The organism is Providencia sp. JUb39, assembly GCF_012272845.1.
GTDB classification, from domain to species: domain Bacteria; phylum Pseudomonadota; class Gammaproteobacteria; order Enterobacterales; family Enterobacteriaceae; genus Providencia; species Providencia lanzhouensis.
Genome location: NZ_JAAWXD020000001.1, coordinates 3,209,695 through 3,230,844 on the forward strand (window position 1 = coordinate 3,209,695; position 21,150 = coordinate 3,230,844).

Sequence of the window (21,150 nt, forward strand, 5' to 3'; positions counted from 1 at the left end):
TACGCTGCCTATTGGGCGCCATTGCCTAATTTACAGCCCGTTATTAGAGCACAAAATTAGGTTATTTCGCACTCATCATCGCTTTTTTTGTTTGTCGCGTTGGTTCGGCATTCGCAGGGTCATCTGGCCAAGGATGTTTTGGATAACGCCCTTTCATCTCTTTTTGTACCTCTTTATAGCTCCCTTGCCAAAATGCACCGAGATCTTGAGTTATCTGAATAGGGCGCCTTGCTGGCGAAAGCAGCGATAATGTTAACGTCACTTTACCATTTGCCACGGTTGGATTGGCTTTTTCACCAAACACTTCTTGCAAGCGAATTTCAACCACGGGTGGCTTGTCTAGCGCGTAGTGAATACTTACCTCGCTCCCAGAAGGGGCGATATAGGTCACAGGGAAAGTACTGTCGAGCCATTGGCGTTGCTGCCAATCCAATCGATTCAATAATAAATTCATTAAATCAATCTCTTGCAGCTTTTTCTTGCTTGTCACACCATTAAGATAAGGGGCTAACCATTCATCAAGCGTCTCGAGTAAAGTTTCATCATCCATTGCAGGCAATAGCGAGTCAGGAAAATAACGCGCCGCTAATTCACAACGAATACGCAACTGTAGGGTATTTTCTTGCCAATTTAACTGTTGCAAACCATTTTGCTGAAGCCAGTAAACCAGTGCATTTTTAATCTCTTCCGGCTCTGGATTAGTCAGCCGTTGAGATTTGACGACCAACTGCCCGCATTGTAAGCGCCGCCATGCCAGTAAGCTCCCCCGCTGCTCATCCCATTCAACTGTCTCTTGAGTGCTAAAAAGATGCGGGCAATCCTGTTGAAGCTTTTCAATTTCAATAGGATATGCCAGTGAGATACGTGCATCCGCCGAGGTTTCTGACTGCCATAATGCCGCCACCATCAGCCATTCACTCCCCATTAACGGGTCATTGTCGTTCAGTGTTGCCCCTAACCCGCTGGCTAATTGATAACGAGCTTGATGGTCACGGGATTTCGCTATGTAGTCTGGAAACCCTGCGGATAGTAATGTTGGTAACCACTCACTAATCAACCCAGTGGCTTTTCCTAAAGAATGGGTAACCTTGTCACCACTTAAGATAGAGGCGCGTTTGCACCAGTTCTCCGTCGGACGTTCTAAATGGGTATGTAGGTCGATCACTCCGCCACGGGGAGGCTCTTCAATAATTGCCGTTAATAATGCAGCAAGTTGAATAACAGATTTATTTTGAGTTTGCTGTGCGTGATACAGCATGGCGGCAGTACGCACTGACGTTCCCGTTCCCGCCATTTTATTGCCCATCGACGTGAGTTTCCCTTGGGCATCGGTGACACCTAATTTGAATAATAAGGTTTTCGCTGCCGATAATGCCGCTTCAGGGGGAACATCTAACCATTGGAGCTGAGAAATGTCGTGACAGCCCCATTGAAGGAGCGCTAACCATAACCCGCTTAAATCACTATTATTGATTTCTGCTTCACTAAATTGTGCAGCACGTTCGGCTTGTTCGGCACTCATTAGATGCCAGCATACACCCGCTTCTAAACGCCCTGCTCGCCCCGCACGTTGGGTCATTGAAGCTTGACTAATGCGTTTTTTAATTAGCTTTGTCTGCCCACTTTTCGGATTAAATTGTCCCACGCGCTCAAAGCCGCTATCCACCACTAAACGGATCCCCTCGATGGTGAGACTGGTTTCCGCAATGTTAGTCGCCAGTACGACCTTACGTTTTCCTTCAGGAGCAGGCAGAATCGCTTGTTGCTGAGCTTGAATTGATAGCGCACCATACATTGGGCACAACATCACATCTTCAGTCACTACCCCTTCTAACTCGCTTTTCGTCCGCTCAATTTCGCCCACTCCCGGTAAAAAGAGTAACAAAGAGCCTGCTTGTTGCTGCATCAGTTGCCAAACCGCGCTCGCGACTTCTTGATGAAACGGTTTGTTCGGATTGATAGGCTTATATTCTCGTTGAACAGGGAATGTCCGTCCTTGTGAACTGATCACCGGCGCATCAGGAAATAGCTGGCTAAGCCCTTGATCATCCAGCGTAGCCGACATTAGCAGAATTTTTAAATCGTCCCGCAGTGCTTGCTGAGAATCCAACAACAGCGCTAACCCTAAATCAGCCTGCAAATTACGCTCATGAAATTCATCCAAAATGACCAATCCGATACCTTCAAGCATCGGGTCATTTTGTAATTGACGAGTGAGAACCCCTTCCGTCACCACTTCTAAACGCGTTTTTGCGCTCACTTTGCTTTCTGAGCGCATACGCAACCCAATAGTTTCCCCTACCGATTCCCCTAACTGCTGCGCTAAGCGAGCGGCGACTGAGCGTGCTGCAATACGCCGCGGCTCTAACATAATAATCCGCCCGTCAATCTGTCCACTTTTGAGGATTTCTAACGGCAATACCGTTGATTTCCCTGCTCCCGTCGGCGCATGCAACAGAACTTGAGAGGATTTCGCTAGAGCAGCGAGTAAGTCATCACTTACTTCTAAGATAGGGAACACTAAGGGGTAACTCCATGAGGTTTAACTTTCTATGAGAAGCATTGTAGCATTAACAAATTGTAGCATTAACGAATATGACGCATTAATACTGTCTATTAACTAAGTCCATCTATAGCATGGTGCTATGTTATGTCACGAACAACGCGGTCAACGGAGAAGACATGGAATTTATCCCCCCTTTAAAATCAGCCACATTAATTAAACGCTATAAACGTTTTTTAGCGGATGTCGTCACACCCGAGGGAGAGGAAATGACGATACACTGCGCAAACACGGGGGCAATGACAGGCTGTGCAACCCCCGGAGATACCGTGTGGTACTCCACCTCGGATAACCCAAAGCGAAAATATCCGTACAGTTGGGAGCTAACGCAAACCAAGAATGACCATCTGATTTGTATTAACACGCTGCGGGCGAATCAATTAGTGGCAGAAGCGTTGGCAAAAAAGCATATTCCAGAATTATCTGACTACAGTATAGTGACCCCTGAAGTGAAGTATGGAAGTGAAAACAGCCGGATTGATTTTTTACTCACTCAAGAGGGCTTAGCTGATTGTTTTATTGAAGTAAAATCAGTGACTTTGCTAGAAAATAACCATGGCTATTTCCCTGATACTCAGACAATACGAGGACAAAAACACCTTAGAGAGCTGACTTTGATTGCTAAAGAAGGAAAACGCGCCATACTTATGTTTGTCATTTTACATAGCGGTATCCACGTAATATCCGCTGCTGCACATATTGATCCTAAATATGCAGCGTTGTTAGAACAGGCTATAGCTAATGGCGTCGAAGTTCTGTGTTATCAAGTGGATATATCTAAACAAAAAATGCAAATAGGGACATCAATTCGCTTCACCCCGACTAAGTCATTTTAGTTTAGTCGATATTTAAACAAGGTCATCGAGTTATGAGTGCTTGAGAAGGGAAGAAACACGCTTGTCTTCACAGCATTACAAAACTCATCACATGAACGATTGCCAAGACGGCTGTCTTCTGATATTTATAGCGACCTTAAATTTTCCCCCTTGGGGTTTTTGTAAAATTTGCGTGTGTAGGAGAAGCATTATGCAAGAAGGGCAAAAACGTAAGACATCGTCCTTAAGCATTCTCGCCATTGCCGGGGTTGAGCCCTATCATGAGAAGGCTGGCGAAGAGTACATGAACGAAGCCCAATTGGCGCATTTTAAGCTCATTCTCGAAGCATGGCGCAATCAACTCAGAGATGAAGTGGACCGGACTGTTACTCATATGCAAGATGAGGCAGCTAACTTTCCAGACCCCGTTGATAGAGCCGCTCAGGAAGAGGAATTCAGCCTCGAATTACGTAACCGCGACCGCGAACGTAAATTGATCAAGAAGATCGAAAAGACGCTGAAGAAAGTTGAAGATGAAGATTTTGGCTACTGCGAATCTTGTGGTGTGGAAATTGGCATCCGTCGTTTGGAAGCGCGTCCAACAGCAGATTTGTGCATCGACTGTAAAACATTAGCAGAAATCCGCGAAAAGCAGATGGCTGGCTAATAGTTGTTTTGGGAGTCCTCAACGGCGCATTAACCCTGCGCCGTTATAAGGATTCGCACCCTCAAAAAAAGTTTAAACTCCTCTTTTCCTCGTCTTTATTTCTCTCATTTTCTCTACATTTGTTATCGTTTGCGTCTCGCGCAAAAAGCTACAATTTGTATAATATTCACTGAGTTAATTGATATAAAAAATAATTAGCCATGACTTTTATTCGTTTAACCATTCTCAAAGAAACTTCAGTGAGCTATGATTAGCCGCTTATTTTGTTTAATGAATCTATGTAATGACATCGAGGTGTACTATTTTTAACCGAGTAGCAAATTTCTGCCGCAATATTTTATCTCGCAATGAACCAGCATCGTCCGCGGAACAGGACTCGATGCCAAAGCGTGGTGCGCGAGACACACAGGCAGCCGGTGAAAGGCCAGTCACTCCTTCTGCATCAGAGAAAAAATCTGAGAGGAAAACTCGGCATGAGCAGAATACTAGACATGACCAGAATACGAGACAAACAAAGAAAACGGTTCGTCCCTCTAAACGTTCCGATGCTCAAACACAGAAGCGAACATCCGTGACGAAACAAGAATCGATTACCGTTATTCCACGCGCTCAACACATAATTTCGCGTGATGACATTAGTGAAAACGCACTAAAAGTATTGTACCGCCTTAATAAAAATGGCTACGAAGCCTATTTAGTTGGCGGTGGTGTGCGTGATTTGTTATTAGGTCAAAAGCCAAAAGATTTCGATATCACCACCAATGCAACCCCAGAACAAATTCGCAAGCTATTTCGTAATTGTCGACTGGTTGGTCGTCGATTCCGCCTTGCGCACATTATGTTTGGTCCAGAAATTATTGAAGTCGCCACCTTCCGCGGTCACCACGACCAAGAAGTCGATGATAAAAATCTGTCATCTCAAGCGCAAAATGGCATGCTGCTTCGCGATAATATTTTCGGTTCCATTGAAGAAGATGCTATCCGCCGTGACTTCACCGTCAACAGCCTGTATTACAACATTGATGATTTCTCCGTACGCGATTACGTCAATGGATTACAAGACTTAAAAGAAGGCGTTATTCGTCTGATTGGCGACCCGGAAACACGCTACCGTGAAGATCCCGTTCGGATGATCCGCGCCGTGCGCTTCGCCTGTAAGCTGAATATGCGTATCGAGCCAAATACCGCAGAGCCGATTCATCGCTTAGCCCCATTGCTGCGTGAAATCCCTTCTGCACGACTGTTTGAAGAGTCATTAAAATTACTTCAAGCCGGTTATGGCTACGCTACCTATAAAATGCTGAATCAGTACCATCTGTTTGAACAACTGTTCCCTGTGATTGCGAGCCGCTTCACTGAGAATGGTGATTCACCAATGGAAAAAGTCATTGAACAAGTGTTAAAAAACACCGATTTCAGACTAAAAAATGATAAGCGCGTCAATCCTGCATTTTTATTTGCAGCCATGTTATGGTATCCCGTCACTGAACATGCAGAGAAACTATCACAGGAAGGCGGTCTCGCTTACTATGATGCCTTTGCGCTGGCAATGAATGATGTACTGGATGAACAGTGCCGCTCAATTGCAATCCCAAAACGTATCACCACCACCATGCGTGATATCTGGATGTTGCAATTACGCTTACCTCGTCGCCAAGGGCGTCGTGCGAATAAATTGATGGAGCACCCGAAATTCCGTGCTGCCTTTGATTTATTAGAGCTTAGAGCCAATGTGGAACACCGTAATGAGCTACAAGAACTCGCTTTATGGTGGAATGACTTCCAACAAGCTAATGCACAGAAACAGCGTGAAATGATCTCAGAGCTCGGTAGTGCGCCAACTCGTCGCCGCCAGCGTCCGCATCGTTCATCACAATCCGGTAATAGAAAACCAAATAAATCATGATGGTATTCATCGTAGCGGCTTAAGCGGTCGCTGCGATCACCATAGAGAGATTAAGATAGAGAGATAAAGAGATGGAGCAAGTGTACATTGCCATTGGCAGCAACTTAGGCGAGCCACTGAAGCAAGCACAACAAGCGATCGCCGCATTAGATGCGATTCCAAGCACTCGCGTTGTGAGCACTTCTTCTATTTATCGAACTAAGCCCCTCGGCCCACAGGATCAACCTGATTTTCTCAATCTGGCAGTTTTGCTGGAAACCGAACTTGAACCTGAAGACTTACTCAATCATACCCAAAAAATTGAATTGGATTTAGGACGCGTTCGCAAAGATGAGCGCTGGGGACCGAGAACATTAGATCTCGATATCATGCTGTTTGGCAATCGAGTGATCCACACCGAGCGCTTAACTGTTCCACATTATGGGCTAAAAGAGCGTGAATTTATGCTGTACCCGCTCAGTGACATTACCCCTTCCCTGATTTTTCCTGATGGTGAAAAACTGTCAGAAAGACTTACACACGTCCCTCAAAATGGCCTAATGCTTTGGGAATAAGTTCCTAATGTGTTTAACCTCGTTCAGGTATGGTCATAAGAGAAATCATTTCCGGAGGTTATTTTAATGAAACCCATTTCTCTCGCTGATTTGTGTCAATATAAAAAAGAGAAACACAAATTCGCTACCATTACAGCCTACGATGCCAGTTTTGCTCAACTGTTTGCTGAGCAAGGTATCCAAGTGATGCTGGTTGGTGATTCCTTAGGTATGACTATCCAAGGCGAAACCAGTACCCTTCCTGTCACTGTCGAGCAGATTGCTTACCACACTCGCTGCGTACGTAAAGGCGCCCCTAACGCATTTATCATCGCCGACATGCCTTTTATGAGTTATGCCACGCCTGAGCAAGCCTGTGCCAATGCCGCTATTTTGATGCAAGCTGGTGCGAATATGGTGAAAATCGAAGGTGGCAGCTGGCTATGTGAAACCGTCAAAATGCTGTGTGAACGTTCCGTACCAGTCTGCGGTCACTTAGGCTTAACGCCACAAGCGGTAAATGTACTTGGGGGCTATAAAGTCCAAGGTCGTGATGAAGTCACTGCCAATCAGCTTATCAAAGATGCGATTGCTCTCGAGAATGCAGGCATTCAGCTGTTGGTTCTTGAATGCGTACCGACATCCCTTGCGAACCAAGTCACTGAAGAATTACTGTTACCTGTCATTGGAATTGGTGCCGGTAATGGCACTGACGGGCAAATTCTCGTGATGCATGATGCGTTAGGGATCACCGCCAAACCACCAAAATTTGCGAAAAACTTTTTGGCTGAAGCAGGCAATATTCACGATGCTATTCGCCTATATATTCAAGAAGTTGAGCAAGAAATTTACCCGAGTGACGCTCACTCATTTTCGTAATTCTGTATGAAATATAACGATAAGGATGGGAAGTATGCGGATCGTTGAAACATCGCCAATCTTGCGCCGTGAAATTCGTCGCTGGAAACAAGAAGGCAAACGTATTGCGTTTGTCCCAACGATGGGCAATTTACATGATGGGCACCTGACACTGATTGACCAAGCTAAACAGCAAGCCGACATTGTCATTGCTAGCATTTTTGTCAATCCAATGCAGTTTGACCGTCAATCCGATTTAGCCAATTATCCTCGTACCTTGCAGGAAGATTGCGAAAAACTGAAACGTAAAAGTGTCGATTTAGTTTTCGCACCGTCTGCCGCCGAGTTTTACCCTGAAGGTATGGACAACCAAAGTTACGTTGAAGTACCTGAAATTTCTACCATGTTAGAAGGCGCTAGCCGTCCAGGGCATTTCCGTGGCGTTGCGACAGTGCTGACCAAGCTATTCAATCTCGTGCAGCCTGATATCGCATTATTTGGTGAGAAAGATTATCAACAGCTTCAGTTAGTGCGTAAATTGGTGACTGACCTTTCTTTCGATATTCAAGTTGTCGGTGTCCCTATCGTTCGCGCTAAGAATGGTTTAGCCCTGAGTTCACGCAATAATAATCTGTCTGCCGATGAGCTAAAAATTGCCCCTCAGCTGTTTGCGATTATGCAAAAAGCAGGTGAGAAGCTCGCGGACTCTCCCGCGGCAGCAACCGGTTTAATTGGTGAAATGGAAGAATCTTTGCGCCAAGCAGGATTTACCCCTGACGAACTCTTTATTCGCGATGCCGATAACCTCGGCGAACTGACGGTTTCCAGCCGCCGCGCCGTGATTTTAATGGCTGCATGGTTAGGTCAAACCCGTTTAATCGACAATCTGCAAGTCGAGTTACCGCTCGATATCGCTTAAAAACAAAATACTTTCGCCTAGATTTAAGTTTGAATCCTCTAAGATTTATTCAAACTCATTCATGTCACAGCTAGGCGGCAAGTAAACGCGACCCTAGGAACATACATAAGTATGTGACTAGGGCAAGAGCGCGCAGCCAACAACGCTGTGGCAGCAATGAGGAAGAATAAGGAAGAAGAAATGCAAAGAAAAATGCTATTAGGCAAGCTCCACCGTGCCACCGTCACTCAAGCTGACCTCCACTATGAAGGTTCTTGCGCTATCGATCAGGATTTCTTAGATGCCGTCGGTATTTTAGAATACGAAGCTATCGATATTTATAATGTGGATAATGGCGAACGTTTTTCAACCTATGCGATTGCAGGGGAACGCGGTTCTAAAATTATCTCTGTCAATGGTGCTGCGGCACGTCGCGCTGCGGTTGGCGATAAGCTGATTATTTGCACTTACGGCATGTTACCTGATGAAGAAGCCCGCCAGCATCAACCCAAAGTGGCTTACTTTGATGCGAACAACACCATGAGCCGCATTGCTAAAGCGGTACCGGTACAAGTCGCTTAATTTAATATAGAAATGCCCCTATTAGGGGCATTAAGTTGATGACAAAGAGGGATAAAAGCGTGGTTTTTCCCTCTTTGTGTTATCAGGCGAAAATCAATAAATTGATTTTCCTTTAGGGACATTTATTCCAACCTCAGCTCAGCCTATTTGCTAGGTTAACTTCTTAACCCACGACCTTGTTCAATTAAATACCATGTCAAAGCATAGAAGATAATTAAAAACACCATTAATACGCTCAAAGTCACGACGATGGACACATCCGCAATGCCTAAAAAGCCATATCTAAAGCCGCTTATCATATACACAATCGGGTTGAGCTTAGAGACAGCCTGCCAGAATGGCGGCAGTAAAGATAACGAATAGAAAACCCCACCCAGATAGGTCAGTGGCGTTAAAACGAATGTTGGAACAATGCTGATATCATCGAAGGTTTTAGCAAAAATCGCATTTAACAGACCCGCAAGGGAGAACACAATCGCCGTTAATAACAGCGTGATCACCACCATTGACCATGAATGAACCTGCAATGGGATAAAGAACAGAGATACGATAGTCACCAAAAATCCGACTAAAATCCCACGCGCAACCCCACCTCCAACAAAACCGGCGATAATCACGTGAGTCGGTACGGGAGCAACTAATAGCTCTTCAATATTTTTCTGGAATTTAGAACCAAAAAATGACGAACAGACGTTGGAGTATGAGTTAGTGATCACTGCCATCATAATAAGGCCAGGGACAATAAACTGCATGTAGTCTACACCGCCCATATCGCCAATCCGTGAACCAATTAAATTTCCGAAAATCACAAAATAGAGCGACATGGTGATCACAGGTGGCAGCAACGTTTGCACCCAGATACGACCAAAGCGAGTGACCTCTTTGATCCAAATCGTTTTTAAGGCAACCCAATATAGCGAGATCATTGCGCACCTTCCTGCTCTGAAACTTGGTTATCTTTTTTCACTAAGCTGACAAACAGCTCTTCAAGGCGGTTAGCCTTATTGCGCATACTCAAAATTTGAATTCCTTGGTCACTTAACTGGCTGAACACACCATTGAGCCCTTGCTCACGCTTCACATCCACTTCGAGAGTTGACGTATCTACTAAACGGGATTCATACCCCGTTAGGCTTGGAATTGGGCTTTTTGGCATCAAATCAAAAATAAACGTTTCTGACTCTAACTGGCTTAAAAGCTGCTTCATGCTGGTATTTTCCACCAGCTCACCATGCTGAATGATCCCGATATTACGGCACAACATTTCCGCTTCTTCCAGATAGTGAGTGGTCAAAATAATGGTGGTGCCCTGTGCATTCAGCTTTTTCAGGAACGTCCACATAGAACGGCGCAGTTCGATATCAACACCGGCGGTCGGCTCATCGAGGATCAACAGTTTTGGTTGATGCATCAAGGCGCGAGCTATCATCAGGCGGCGTTTCATCCCACCGGATAAATTACGCGCACGCTCATTACGTTTTTCCCACAAATCTAACTGAGTAAGATATTGCTCAGCACGCTGGTTTGCCACATTGCGAGGAACACCATAATAACCCGCTTGGTTTAAAACAATCTGTAAGACCGTTTCAAACGGGTTAAAGTTGAACTCTTGAGGCACTAACCCAAGTTGCTGTTTAGCCAGTACAACTTGCTTATCTAAGTCATAGCCAAACACTTTCACTGAGCCACTGGTTTTGTTGACCAATGAACTAATAATGCCAATCGTTGTTGATTTTCCTGCACCATTCGGTCCAAGTAAGGCATAGAAATCACCATCTTCCACGCTTAAATCAATGCCACGCAACGCTTTCACGCCACCTGCATAGGTTTTGGTCAGCTGCGATAGTTCGAGTGCGTAAGTCATATATTAAAAATACCTTTATTCTTGGGGCTGTTTGGAGGCAATATAGATTAATGATGCCACTTTTTCCTGTCGGATGTTATGCAGAAAAGTGATAATAATTTAACAATATATTATTCAACATCCCCCTTAATGAGGGTTGTCATGTATAAATGAGTGGTTCATCATAGATGTGAAATTAGTATAACTAATTATTATTTAATCAATAAATGCTGTATAAGATTTTATCGCAAAGTCACACAACTAGGCTATAAGTCATGATGAGAAAAATTGAAGAGCTGTTTGCTAATAACGAAGCATGGTCAGCGTCTGTAAAAGAAAAAGATCCTGAATTCTTTAAAGAATTATCAAAAGCTCAAAAACCAAGATTTCTATGGATCGGCTGTTCAGACAGTCGAGTGCCTGCCGAAAAGCTGATCAACGCAGCCCCTGGGGATCTCTTCGTTCACCGTAATGTGGCGAACTTAGTTATCCATACGGACTTAAACTGTTTATCAGTTATTCAGTATGCGGTTGATGTTCTGGAAGTCGAGCACATTATTATCTGTGGTCACTATGGATGTGGTGGTATTGAAGCAGCGGTGGATAACACCGAATTGGGCCTGATCAATAACTGGTTATTACACATTCGAGATATCTGGTATCGCCATAGCTCTATGTTAGGTGAACTGAAACCGTGCGAGCGCTTAGATCGTCTTTGCGAATTAAACGTAGTTGAGCAAGTGTATAACTTAGGTCACTCTACTATCATGCAATCCGCATGGAAACGTGGTCAGAAAATCATGATCCACGGCTGGGTTTACGGTATCAATAATGGTCGCTTACACGACTTACACATTACCTCAGATAGCCGCGAGAAGTTAGAGTTAGGTTATCGTGAGGCTATCTCTAAGCTCACTCAGAAAAAATAATCTTTCGAAAATAAAATAGCAAAAGAGCAGCCTAGGCTGCTCTTTTTATTGCTAAGAGTACAGTTTAAAAAACTTACTCTTCCAGCAGAGTGACATGCCCAATGTACGGCAGGTGGCGATACTGCTGCGCGTAGTCGATACCATAACCGACAACGAATTTATCTTCGATTGAATAACCAATCCACTCAACCGGTACATCCACTTCACGGCGAGAAGGCTTATCCAACAGAGTACAAATTGCCACAGATGCAGGCTCACGCAGGCCAAAAATTTCACGGACTTTATTTAACGTGTTGCCTGAGTCAATGATATCTTCAACGATCAGCACATGCTTACCGCGAATATCTTCATCTAAGTCTTTCACGATTTTCACATCACGGCTTGATGTCATTGCATTGCCGTAGCTTGATACGGTCATGAAATCAACTTCATGAGGTACGGTGATTTTACGGCACAGATCCGCCATAAAAATGAAGGAGCCTTTTAACAGACCAACCAGCACTAAATCACCTTGTTTGTCTTGGTAATGAGTACTAATGCTGTCTGCTAATTCACTGATTCTTTGAGCAATCTCTTCTTCAGAGATCATTACATCCAGAGTATGTTTCATCATCTATTACGCATGTATGGGAAAGGAAAGCGCGTAATTTTAACATAAGCCACACAAAGACGCGACGACAAAACAAATGGCAGTGACCACATCGCCACTGCCAGTTTCGATGACCTTAACCTACGGTAAAGCCCATCATCATGCCTGTATCTTCATGCTCCAGTAAGTGACAATGTGCCATATAAGGGTGCTGTGGCGTCGCAGTATGTTTAAATTCCACTAAGACTTCGCTCACTTGTCCTTCCACTTTCACAATGTCTTTCCAGCCTTGGCGATGCGGTTCAACCGGACGACCATTTTCTTTAAGGATCCTAAAACGCGTTCCGTGAACATGGAATGGGTGCAGCATCATATCGCCACGCCCTGAAATCACCCAAACCTCTTGCTGATTTAGCGGCGCATTAAACGCAGGGTGTGTCATTGAAAAAACTTGTCCATTGATGGTATTCGCATTATGAATATCCAGATCACCCGTGCCCATACCGCAATGGCCGCCACTGTTTTGCGTGCTGCCTGCCATATTGCCATGACCCATATTGCTGTTATTCATATTGCCATGGTTCATGTTTCCATTCCCCATATTGTTGCCATTCATATTGGAATGATCCATATTCCCCATCATACCGCCATGACCGCCCATGTTCCCCATCGCCTGCGGACCATATTTTTCACGCAGCATCATCATGCCTTGCATATCCAAGCGCATATCCATCATTAAATGGAATTTACGGCGATTTAGCCCCGTCAGTGAAGGTATGGCAGCAATCGTTGCTAATTGCTCAGGTAATTTTCCAGCTCCCGCACTCAAGGTAGTTTCAATGCGTAAAACAGGCAGTGGCTGATCAAATGGCGCGATAGTCATGCCCATTTGCCCAACAGGTAAAGTGACAAGGTCGAAGGAACGACCGTCAGAGGCATCAATCAATACTTCAAAGCGTTCGCCCATTAAAATCGGTAATTCAGTTAATGCGATAGGTTCAGCCAGCAATCCACCATCACTGCCCACCACATACATTTTACGTCCATCACTGGTTGACACGTTCAAGCTACGTGCGTTACAACCGTTGAGTAAACGCAGGCGGATCCAACCTTTCGGCGCAACATGTTTAGGGTAAACCGCTCCATTGGTTAGCATCATATCCCCAAACCAGCCCACGGCAGCACTCATGACATCTAATTGATAATCAATTTGTCCGTCATCTTTTAAGCGCTTATCTTGCAGAATAACGGGAATATCATCGACGCCCCACTCGCTCGGTAAGCCATGTTTTTGGCTGTCTTCATCTTTAACAAGCACTAATCCTGCTAATCCCATCGCTACTTGGTAACCGGTTTTCCCGTGAGTATGAGGATGGAACCAGCAAGTGGCTTCAGGTTGGTTGAGAGTGAAATTGACTTTACGGCTAGCACCGGGAGCGATAATCGCTTGAGGTCCACCATCTTGCTCGCCGGAAATTTCCAATCCATGCCAGTGTACGGTTGTCTCTTCAGGTAATTGGTTGGTGATATTAATGTTTACTGACTGCCCATTTTTCAGGCTAAGTGCCGGACCCAATAAATCGCCATTATATCCCCACGTTGTAGTTTTCTTGCCCGGTACAAACTGTGAAATACCTTGCTTGATAGCGATTTGAATATTCCCTTGTGCATCCGGTTCTACAAGTGGTGGAATAGCCAATGTGGAATAATTCCCAGCAGCAACAGCCATGCGGCTCCAAACTGGCAGTGCGCTCGCAGCATAAGCGATAGCACTCAGCTTCAGAAAATCACGACGTAACATAGATAACCTTCCTTTTATTTATCAAAATCAACAATCAGTGAGCACGGTATGACAAGTCTGAAATTGCCCTTGCCAAGCAAAACGTGGTTTAATGATTGGGATGATAAAGCTTCCCCTTACAGGAAGGTCAATAAACCCATGCATCTAATATGGGTTTATTACATAGATTTAAGAAAGTTAGAATTGACTAACGAATCTATACACAAAATAATCTAAAGTGCTTAGTATCTATAGAGTACATCGTAGCCATGAAGAAATCAGGCAACTTGATGTAATGCGAGTATGTTCTTATGCTAATGTTACTTGACATAAAAACCAGATGAATATCGAATGCAAAAATTTATATTGATGTCATGCTTAATGATGCTTTTGGGGCTAACCAATACCGCCAAAGCACTCTCTACCAATGAAGCTGAAGACCTCGCTGATCTGACCGCTGTATTTATTTATTTAAAATATGATTGCGGCTATTCCCAAATTCCTGACAGAGAAATTGAACGCGCCATTGTTTACTTTGCGAAAAGTAATAAATGGGATTTGGGAAATTACAACTCCGATAAAATGAGTAAGCTGAATAAAGAAAGCTACGATGATTTAAAAGGTATTCCATTGACTCAAGAGTTTAAATGCCAATCTTTGGCAAGAGACTCTTTAGGGCTATTTGCTTACGTAAAATAAGCCTAAAATCCCAGCGGAAACATGTCGATGCCCTTTATAATCCACATCGATACATGTTTCCTTCTTATCCCTCTTTCTTCCCTTTTCGCTCCTGCCAAAACAGAACTACCGATGGAATCGTTTGGATAATTACCATCCGAATAATATGGTTCGACATGACAAAGCCCGCATCTAAATTCATCGTTATTGCAGCAAAAGTCATGGCTTCCATACTTCCCGGCGCCCAAGCCAACAATAACACCGCAATATCATACCCCGTGATCCACGCGGCAAACACCGTGATCAAAAAGGTCAAAATAATATTGATGATCACCACTTGGGCTGAAGAGTAGATATTTTTTATCAGCGCAGATAGAGGGAAGACAATGAAATGATTACCGATATTCATCCCAATTAACACCATGCTCAGCTCAGTCAGCATTAATGGGAAATGGAGCTGAACATCAATCCAGCCTTGAATTAACGTTGCTGCCCCGAGGGACGTTAACATAAAAGGCGCCGGTACTCGCAGGCGTTGCAAAAACATCCCGACTACCACACCCACCGTCACAATCACCAATAACCAGAACGTGGATTCAAGCGTTAACGTTGGCCATTCAATTAGTGGCTGAGGATCGCCCTCACTTCCTACCACTAAACCTGCCAATAAAATAAGGATGATTAAACGGATAGTATGGGAGATAACAATTTTTTGCGGCGGCGTATGGGTGTGATCCGTTAAGGCAAGGATAGCCGCCATCGCTCCAGGCACTGAGCCCAACATCGCTTCTTGTTTTGTCCACCCGACCTTGCGATGAAACCAAAAAAAACTAAATGAAAACTGCACGGCTAAACAAACCACCAGCATCAATAACAGTAGCAATAAGTTATCTGCATCCTTCAGCGACACTTGATTAAACATCAGACCTACAGAGGTTCCGAGCGTCACTTGAACAAAAGTAATAGTGTGTTTAGGAGTGGGAAATGAGAAACCAAAACGATGGAAAATAATAATGGCGATAATCGGACCGAACATCAACGCTAAGGGAATACCGATATAAGTGAGTGAGCCTCCAACAATGGCACAAAGAATGATCCCAACACTCATTTTTATCAGCTTTATCATCGGACAGTAACCATTGATATAATTAATAATGAGATTAAGTTATATCACAATCATTCAAGCTCATGAGGCTAAGAATGCTGAAATGAGCGTCATGCCTGTTTTTCGTGAAGGTTTAACCGATAATCCTACGAAGTGCATAAAATCCCCCTATAGACAGGAGGATATTAGGCGAATTTGAGAGGGGGAAATGTCTATGGTTTTTCAATCTTCAGCTTATCCGCAGTAGCTTGATTAATAATCGCTTTTGCCATCCATTGGGCAATTTCAGTTACCTGGTCATTATCCAATTTCCAGATATCTTTTAATACCAAGAAAATTTCCGATCCGTAGATCACGGAAAATGCTTTAATCACTTTATCAATCACTTCATCCGGAAACTCAGATTTCATCGGTGATGTCACCATCGCCAAAATATCTTTACGATTCCCACGCTCTAATCGTTTCTCTGCGGGTTCCGGTGAAGGTGATGAACGCCCTAGCGCCCACTGTTGAAGTGATGTTTGTAACGCCGCACGCAAAACGCCTTCGTGAGCAAACATACGCGGGAACGCATAGCGTAACAGCTCATCGATCCGCTCTTCTGTTTTCTCGCTGTGCGGTTTCCACGTCAAAATAGGGCCGAGGCTAACATTCACCGTCGCGGCAATCAGGTCACTTTGCGTTGGAAAATAACGATACGCCGTCGCACGCGAAACGCCCGCTTCCATCGCTAACTCAGATACTGACGGCATTGCCCCTTTTTCAAATAGATCAACTGCCGTTGACACGAGTAAGTTATAGGTACGTTTGCGCGTTCCTTTATAGTCTGGCATAAGATGGCTCAGTGGCATGTCTTTATCCTTAAAATCGCCTTTCTATGAGTGTAGACAATATCTTTCACAGTACATATTCGCCGATAAGTGTTCTCACTCATCTTGCAGGTATACAATGTGATCGCTTTCGAAATTACGCTATAAATACAGTACGGTAAATCATTATATTTAAATATTCAGGGACAAAAACCATTACTCAGATTTCACTATTTCATGATAACCACTCTATTTATAATGTTTTATCAACAAGATACAAACCATCTTCTCAATATCCAATTAGATAACGATAAATAATGAGACTACAGTCTCATTATTGACTTATCATAAATGATACTATAGTCTCATTGAGATGAAAAATTCAACATACCCTACACATATTAAGTAACCTAATAACGTTACATAAAAAACAAAGGATTTTTCTATGCCAAAGCATCAGGGTTTTATTTATGTTGCAAGTACCCTAGACACCAAAAGCGCTGAACTTTTTTATGTCAGTGACTTAATTAAAAATGCAGGGCTTGCTGTACGTACCGTTGACTTGAGTACTCAGCCATCATTATTAGAAAAAAATGCTGATGTCACCGCCGAAATGGTTGCCAGTTTCCACCCTCAAGGCGCTGGTGCCATTTTCTGCGGGGATCGCGGAAAAGCGATAGAAGCGATGGCACAAGCCTTCAGCCTCTATCTTGCTGCACAAACTGACGTCGCCGCAATACTTGGGCTAGGCGGCTCAGGGGGGACGGCACTGATTACACCAGCAATGCAAATTTTACCTGTCGGTGTGCCAAAACTCATGGTCTCCACCATGGCCTCGGGAGATATTTCCGGGTATATCGGCGCAAGTGATATCTCCATGATGTACTCCGTCACGGATGTTTCTGGACTCAATGTTATTTCACGTAAAGTCCTGAAAAATGCGGCCAACCAAATTGCCGGCGCCGTTTGGTTTGATAACGGTGAAGCCGATACCGCTGAAAATAAACCTGCTATTGCCTTAACCATGTTTGGTGTCACTACCCCTTGCGTCCAGCAATTGACGGCAAAATTAGAACACGACCATGACTGCCTGGTATTCCATGCAACGGGAAGTGGCGGCAAAGCCATGGAAAAATTGATTGATAGCCGCTTATTAGATTCTGTTTTGGATATCACCACCACTGAAGTGTGCGACTACCTGTTTGGTGGCGTATTGGCTTGCGATGAAGACCGCTTTGGTGCCATCGCGCGAACTCAAACACCTTGCGTATTATCTTGCGGTGCGTTGGATATGGTGAACTTTGGTCGCCCTTCCACCGTGCCAGAACAGTATAAAGATAGACAGTTTTATCACCATAATGCCCAAGTCACACTGATGAGAACCACCGTAGAAGAGAACCGTCAGATGGGACATTGGATTGCAGAAAAGCTGAATGCTTGTGAAGGCGAAATTCGCTTTATTATCCCAACAGCCGGTTTTTCCGCATTAGATATCGACGGAGCGCCATTTTGGGATCCGCAGGCAGATCAAGCCTTTATCGACGCATTAACACAGCACTTAGTCACGACAGAAAAACGACAATTAATATTAAGCCCGCATCACATTAATTCACCTGAATTCTGTGAGCAGGTAATTGAATTACACCAGAAAATAGTAAACAAGTAGAGGTTCATCAATGAAACATAACCGCGAAGACTTACTGAAAAATTTCAGAGAGATGATTGCTCGTGGAGAACCCATCATTGGCGGTGGCGCAGGTACTGGTCTGTCCGCTAAATGTGAAGAAGCCGGTGGCATCGACTTAATCGTTATTTATAATTCAGGTCGTTACCGTATGGCAGGACGCGGCTCTCTCGCCGGCCTGCTGGCTTATGGTAATGCCAACGAAATCGTGATGGATATGGCGAAAGAAGTTCTCCCAGTCGTGAAGCACACCCCTGTGCTTGCTGGAGTTAACGGTACAGACCCATTCTGTCAGTTCGATAAATTCCTTGATGATATCAAGGCGACTGGCTTTGCTGGGGTACAAAACTTCCCAACCGTCGGGCTGATTGACGGTAACTTCCGTGCCAATTTAGAAGAAACAGGCATGGGTTACGGTTTAGAAGTCGATATGATCCGCATGGCGCATGAAAAAGGGTTATTAACCACGCCATACGTCTTTAGCCGTGAAGATGCCATTGCAATGGCACAGGCAGGTGCGGATATTATTGTGCCACACATGGGTCTAACCACTGGTGGTAACATCGGTGCGGAAACCGCTGTCACACTGGCGGATTGCGTTGAACTTATCAATGATTGGGCGAAAGCCGCAAAATCTGTGCGTGATGATGTGATTATTCTGTGCCACGGTGGTCCTATCGCCACGCCGGAAGATGCAGAATATATTTTAGCGCACTGCCCTGATTGCCATGGCTTCTACGGTGCAAGTTCTATGGAACGCTTACCGACAGAAGTGGCATTGAAAGAGACCACACAGCAATTTAAATCAATAACTCGCTAATTTTCATTCTGTATTTTTTGTTTTACTTTATTTTTGCCAACACCAGGACGCCTACTTCGGTAGGCGTTTTTCTTTCTATCTACTATTCAACTTATTCGTTATCCACATCGGTCATTTGGTCTTTTTGCGTAAACTCAGTAGCCCAAATAATGCAGGCAAAACAACAGGTAACGAAAAATAGAGCACGCCAAACGCAAACGCCACATGCGGCTTTTCAGGGAACTCCCCGCCCGTACCAATAGAATCTAAATAATGAATGGATTCAAGATACTCTGGAGTAAGCCCACCATACGGCACCATCCACGATAATAACAGCGCAGTAAAGATACTGAACATAAAGTTCATTGCCATTAAGGCGGAATACCCCATGTTTTCTTGGCGTTCTTGGTCGGTTCGACTGGTTAATCCAAACAGCATCCGGTTGACCACCGTCGCACTGTAGAGATATAAAATGACGGGAGAATCTCCCAGCACTGACATATTAATGGCTAGCGCAAAAAGACCATAAACCAAGGCAAATCCTAAAATTACAAAGAAATTCTTAAATACCGACATAAATACGCCGGAGTGCACCAGAATAAACTCGAATATAAGGATCAGCGTGAGGTTATAAATAATCTCGACACTGTAATTTTCAGGAAAAAACCAAACTGAAATAATAAAACCCACATAGAATATTGAAAATCCATAATTTATCATTTTCGAAAAAGCACGAATGACACTAAATGAATTGTGGGTCTCTTTGACGCTTTTTACCCCTTTATTTTTAGGGAAAAAGCTTGCCGCTGAGGATTGGCGCCCTTTATTTTTATTCGTAACCGGTTTCTTTTCCTTTGGTGTTTCCATTCCATTTCTCCGCTGACACTCTTATATGCTTATGTCGTACCAATCCTAAATAATGGCGTTATTCTGAAGGGGAATAAAATAAAAAGCGAGGAGAGAAAATGGTACGCGGTCACAATGCTATTTATTATGCTGCGCACCATTAATCAGTGATTAAAGCGATTTAAAAATTAAACCAGCTTAGCGATTAAGCTATCTAAATCACCTTGCAGGAAATTCACTGGTGGGATTTCAATGACGGTATAAGCTCCCGCTGGCTGTTTCATGGTTGCACGTGCGGCAGATACCATAAACTGCGATGTTAATGCAGGGTTATTGATGCGCATTGAATATTCGAACAACTGATTGTGCGTCGCACCGGAAACCCCTTTATGGGTCATTTGGACTCCGTGCCCCACATCTTTTAATGCATCAATGCTATCTACTTGGCGAATATGGGTTTCATCGGAAGAGAAATAACTATCTTGCTTGATCCCACGCACCACATCATCAAAACTTGCACCCGCTTCCAGCTCAACATACACCATACGGCGATGGACACCAGTGCCTAGAGGAATAGTGACTGAAAGCGCATCTTTCACGCCATCAACCGCTTTCGCAGCTACACTGTGCCCCATGCTCATGCCTGGTCCAAAGTTCGTGTAAGTCACCCCTTTTGGTGCCATTGCCAGCATCAAGGTACGCATGATGGAGTCAGAACCCGGATCCCAGCCTGCCGATACAATTGACACACTGTTATGTTTCTTCGCGACGCTATCAAGCTGGTGTTTTAATGCCACGATATCCGAATGCACATCGAAGCTATCTACAGTATTAATCCCTAGGCTTAATATTTTCTCTGCTAAAGTTCCGATAGCGCGTGTAGGGGAACAAAGTAACGCAACATCCACACCATCTAATTTTTCGATGTCATCAACCACTTTATATCCGGCTAATTCCGCTGGAATATCTTGGGTATTACGGCGTACAATTCCGACTAATTCGAAATCATCAGCGGCTTGAACAGCTTCTAGTGCATAACGACCTATATTGCCGTAACCCACTATTGCTGTTTTAATTTTTGTCATTGTGACTCCTCGGTCATTCTGATGTCATATTTCAAATACAAGACACATATCAATAACAAATTTATATAGATTAAACAAAGCCTAATTATCTAAAAAGTTCCGACTTTTATTACTAGGTTACTTTATCAATTAGAGGTAGAATCCGAGCAAATCTCGTTCTTTTCTCTAATTTCAACGAATA

The 21,150-nt window shown here is 44.0% G+C and carries 20 protein-coding genes; 11 read left to right on the forward strand and 9 right to left on the reverse strand.

The window, feature by feature from the left end:
• Positions 1-61: 61 nt before the first annotated feature.
• Positions 62-2,521: an ATP-dependent helicase HrpB gene (gene hrpB, locus HFU86_RS14960; protein ID WP_187129584.1), complete on the reverse strand. Its 2,460-nt coding sequence runs from the start codon at positions 2,519-2,521 to the stop codon at positions 62-64.
• A gap of 161 nt (positions 2,522-2,682) precedes the next feature.
• Here hrpB and sfsA point away from each other — a divergent pair, with 161 nt between their 5' ends.
• The 7 genes from sfsA to panD all read left to right on the forward strand — a co-directional run bounded on the left by sfsA (position 2,683) and on the right by panD (position 8,822).
• Positions 2,683-3,399 carry a DNA/RNA nuclease SfsA gene (gene sfsA, locus HFU86_RS14965; protein WP_187129585.1) on the forward strand — a complete coding sequence of 239 codons (717 nt, stop codon included), beginning with the start codon at positions 2,683-2,685 and terminating at the stop codon, positions 3,397-3,399.
• A gap of 190 nt (positions 3,400-3,589) precedes the next feature.
• On the forward strand, positions 3,590-4,045 hold the full coding sequence (gene dksA / locus HFU86_RS14970) for an RNA polymerase-binding protein DksA (RefSeq protein ID WP_006659320.1): 456 nt from the start codon (positions 3,590-3,592) through the stop codon (positions 4,043-4,045).
• Between the two features lie 379 nt (positions 4,046-4,424).
• Entirely contained in the window at positions 4,425-5,951 is a 1,527-nt protein-coding gene (gene pcnB, locus HFU86_RS14975; RefSeq protein WP_207910782.1) for a polynucleotide adenylyltransferase PcnB, read from the forward strand.
• Positions 5,952-6,022: 71 nt separating this feature from the next.
• Positions 6,023-6,505, forward strand: coding sequence for a 2-amino-4-hydroxy-6-hydroxymethyldihydropteridine diphosphokinase (gene folK / locus HFU86_RS14980; protein ID WP_108478344.1), 483 nt, complete (start codon positions 6,023-6,025; stop codon positions 6,503-6,505).
• A gap of 66 nt (positions 6,506-6,571) precedes the next feature.
• Positions 6,572-7,363: a 3-methyl-2-oxobutanoate hydroxymethyltransferase gene (gene panB / locus HFU86_RS14985; protein WP_036952616.1), complete on the forward strand. Its 792-nt coding sequence runs from the start codon at positions 6,572-6,574 to the stop codon at positions 7,361-7,363.
• 34 nt (positions 7,364-7,397) lie between these two features.
• Positions 7,398-8,261, forward strand: coding sequence for a pantoate--beta-alanine ligase (gene panC, locus HFU86_RS14990; protein ID WP_187129586.1), 864 nt, complete (start codon positions 7,398-7,400; stop codon positions 8,259-8,261).
• Between the two features lie 180 nt (positions 8,262-8,441).
• Positions 8,442-8,822: an aspartate 1-decarboxylase gene (gene panD / locus HFU86_RS14995; RefSeq protein ID WP_006659325.1), complete on the forward strand. Its 381-nt coding sequence runs from the start codon at positions 8,442-8,444 to the stop codon at positions 8,820-8,822.
• A gap of 155 nt (positions 8,823-8,977) precedes the next feature.
• On the opposite strand, the gene HFU86_RS15000 is transcribed toward panD, so the two are convergent.
• Both HFU86_RS15000 and HFU86_RS15005 read right to left on the reverse strand, forming a co-directional pair.
• Positions 8,978-9,748 (reverse strand): ABC transporter permease, encoded by a 771-nt coding sequence (locus HFU86_RS15000; RefSeq protein WP_108478347.1) that lies wholly within the window; start codon positions 9,746-9,748, stop codon positions 8,978-8,980.
• Positions 9,745-10,686: an ABC transporter ATP-binding protein gene (locus HFU86_RS15005; RefSeq protein WP_036955596.1), complete on the reverse strand. Its 942-nt coding sequence runs from the start codon at positions 10,684-10,686 to the stop codon at positions 9,745-9,747. The genes HFU86_RS15000 and HFU86_RS15005 overlap by 4 nt, the downstream gene beginning before the upstream one ends.
• Before the next feature lie 254 nt (positions 10,687-10,940).
• Between HFU86_RS15005 and can the strand changes: the two genes are divergently transcribed.
• Positions 10,941-11,594, forward strand: a complete 654-nt coding sequence (gene can, locus HFU86_RS15010; protein ID WP_036955599.1) for a carbonate dehydratase — start codon at positions 10,941-10,943, stop codon at positions 11,592-11,594.
• A gap of 73 nt (positions 11,595-11,667) precedes the next feature.
• On the opposite strand, the gene hpt is transcribed toward can, so the two are convergent.
• Both hpt and cueO read right to left on the reverse strand, forming a co-directional pair.
• A complete protein-coding gene (gene hpt, locus HFU86_RS15015) occupies positions 11,668-12,204 on the reverse strand; it encodes a hypoxanthine phosphoribosyltransferase (RefSeq protein ID WP_036955814.1) in 537 nt (178 codons plus the stop codon).
• Positions 12,205-12,319: 115 nt separating this feature from the next.
• Positions 12,320-13,984: a multicopper oxidase CueO gene (gene cueO / locus HFU86_RS15020; RefSeq protein WP_132496752.1), complete on the reverse strand. Its 1,665-nt coding sequence runs from the start codon at positions 13,982-13,984 to the stop codon at positions 12,320-12,322.
• A 330-nt stretch (positions 13,985-14,314) separates the two neighbouring features.
• Here cueO and HFU86_RS15025 point away from each other — a divergent pair, with 330 nt between their 5' ends.
• The gene (locus HFU86_RS15025) at positions 14,315-14,662 is read left to right on the forward strand and encodes a YacC family pilotin-like protein (protein ID WP_036955602.1); all 348 of its coding nucleotides are present in this window, start codon (positions 14,315-14,317) and stop codon (positions 14,660-14,662) included.
• A gap of 64 nt (positions 14,663-14,726) precedes the next feature.
• Here the strand turns inward: HFU86_RS15025 and HFU86_RS15030 are convergent, their stop codons facing one another.
• Entirely contained in the window at positions 14,727-15,767 is a 1,041-nt protein-coding gene (locus HFU86_RS15030; protein ID WP_036955818.1) for an AbrB family transcriptional regulator, read from the reverse strand.
• Between the two features lie 191 nt (positions 15,768-15,958).
• On the reverse strand, positions 15,959-16,597 hold the full coding sequence (locus HFU86_RS15035; RefSeq protein ID WP_187129587.1) for a TetR/AcrR family transcriptional regulator: 639 nt from the start codon (positions 16,595-16,597) through the stop codon (positions 15,959-15,961).
• 403 nt (positions 16,598-17,000) lie between these two features.
• Between HFU86_RS15035 and HFU86_RS15040 the strand changes: the two genes are divergently transcribed.
• A complete protein-coding gene (locus tag HFU86_RS15040) occupies positions 17,001-18,221 on the forward strand; it encodes a Tm-1-like ATP-binding domain-containing protein (protein WP_187129588.1) in 1,221 nt (406 codons plus the stop codon).
• A gap of 10 nt (positions 18,222-18,231) precedes the next feature.
• Entirely contained in the window at positions 18,232-19,059 is an 828-nt protein-coding gene (locus HFU86_RS15045) for a phosphoenolpyruvate hydrolase family protein (RefSeq protein WP_036955608.1), read from the forward strand.
• A gap of 111 nt (positions 19,060-19,170) precedes the next feature.
• On the opposite strand, the gene HFU86_RS15050 is transcribed toward HFU86_RS15045, so the two are convergent.
• Together HFU86_RS15050 and HFU86_RS15055 are read right to left on the reverse strand one after the other, a co-directional pair.
• Positions 19,171-19,905 carry a hypothetical protein gene (locus tag HFU86_RS15050; RefSeq protein ID WP_187129589.1) on the reverse strand — a complete coding sequence of 245 codons (735 nt, stop codon included), beginning with the start codon at positions 19,903-19,905 and terminating at the stop codon, positions 19,171-19,173.
• A 167-nt stretch (positions 19,906-20,072) separates the two neighbouring features.
• Entirely contained in the window at positions 20,073-20,969 is an 897-nt protein-coding gene (locus HFU86_RS15055) for a diaminopimelate dehydrogenase (protein WP_132496757.1), read from the reverse strand.
• Positions 20,970-21,150 lie beyond the last annotated feature (181 nt).